This is a genomic window from Rhizobium sp. 01T444 (assembly GCF_056398305.1).
The window spans coordinates 1-624 of sequence record NZ_JBFTPD010000249.1; the positions used below are offsets into that span (position 1 = coordinate 1).

The following is a 624-nucleotide window of genomic DNA, read 5'->3' on the forward strand; positions in this document are numbered from 1 at the left end:
GCCCTTGAGCGCCAGCAGCGCACCGATGTCGTAGCGCGTCAGCGTCACGGGCGTGACCAGGATGCCGGCGATGGCACCGAGCGCGGCCGAGAGGCCGAAGGCGAGCATCAGCACGAAGGAGATGTTGATGCCCACCAGGCGCGCCGCCAGCCGGTTGGCCGCGCTCGCGCGCAGCGCCTTGCCGGTGAGGGTCTTGTCGAGGACGAGCCAGAGCGCGAGAAACATCACGATCGCGCTGCCCAGCACCCAGAGGCTCTGCGGCAGCACGGTCGCACCGCCGACCGCGATCGGCGTGTTGCCCGAGAAGGGCGCGAGGTTGTGGAACTGCTTGTCGAACAGCAGCCCCGCGACGCCGCGAATGAGGATCGAGGCACCCAGCGTGATGATGATGAGCGTCACGGGCGAGGCATCGCGGGCGCGCTCGATGGCGAGCTTCTGCAGCAGGATGCCGACGGTGACCGCGACGGCCACCGCCAAGCTACCCGCCAGCCACATCGGCAGCCCCATGGCGATCAGGAACACCGTCGTCATGCCGCCCAGCATGACGAACTCGCCCTGCGCGAAATTGACCACATCCGAGGCAGCGTAGATCAGCGTGAAGCCGATCGCCACCACCGCGTAGAC

At 68.1% G+C, this 624-nt stretch carries 1 protein-coding gene; it reads right to left on the reverse strand.

All coding sequences use genetic code 11. The features are described 5' to 3' along the window. A partial coding sequence (locus tag AC1DTN_RS38260; RefSeq protein WP_477925394.1) for a branched-chain amino acid ABC transporter permease occupies window positions 1-624 on the reverse strand: 624 nt, incomplete at both ends.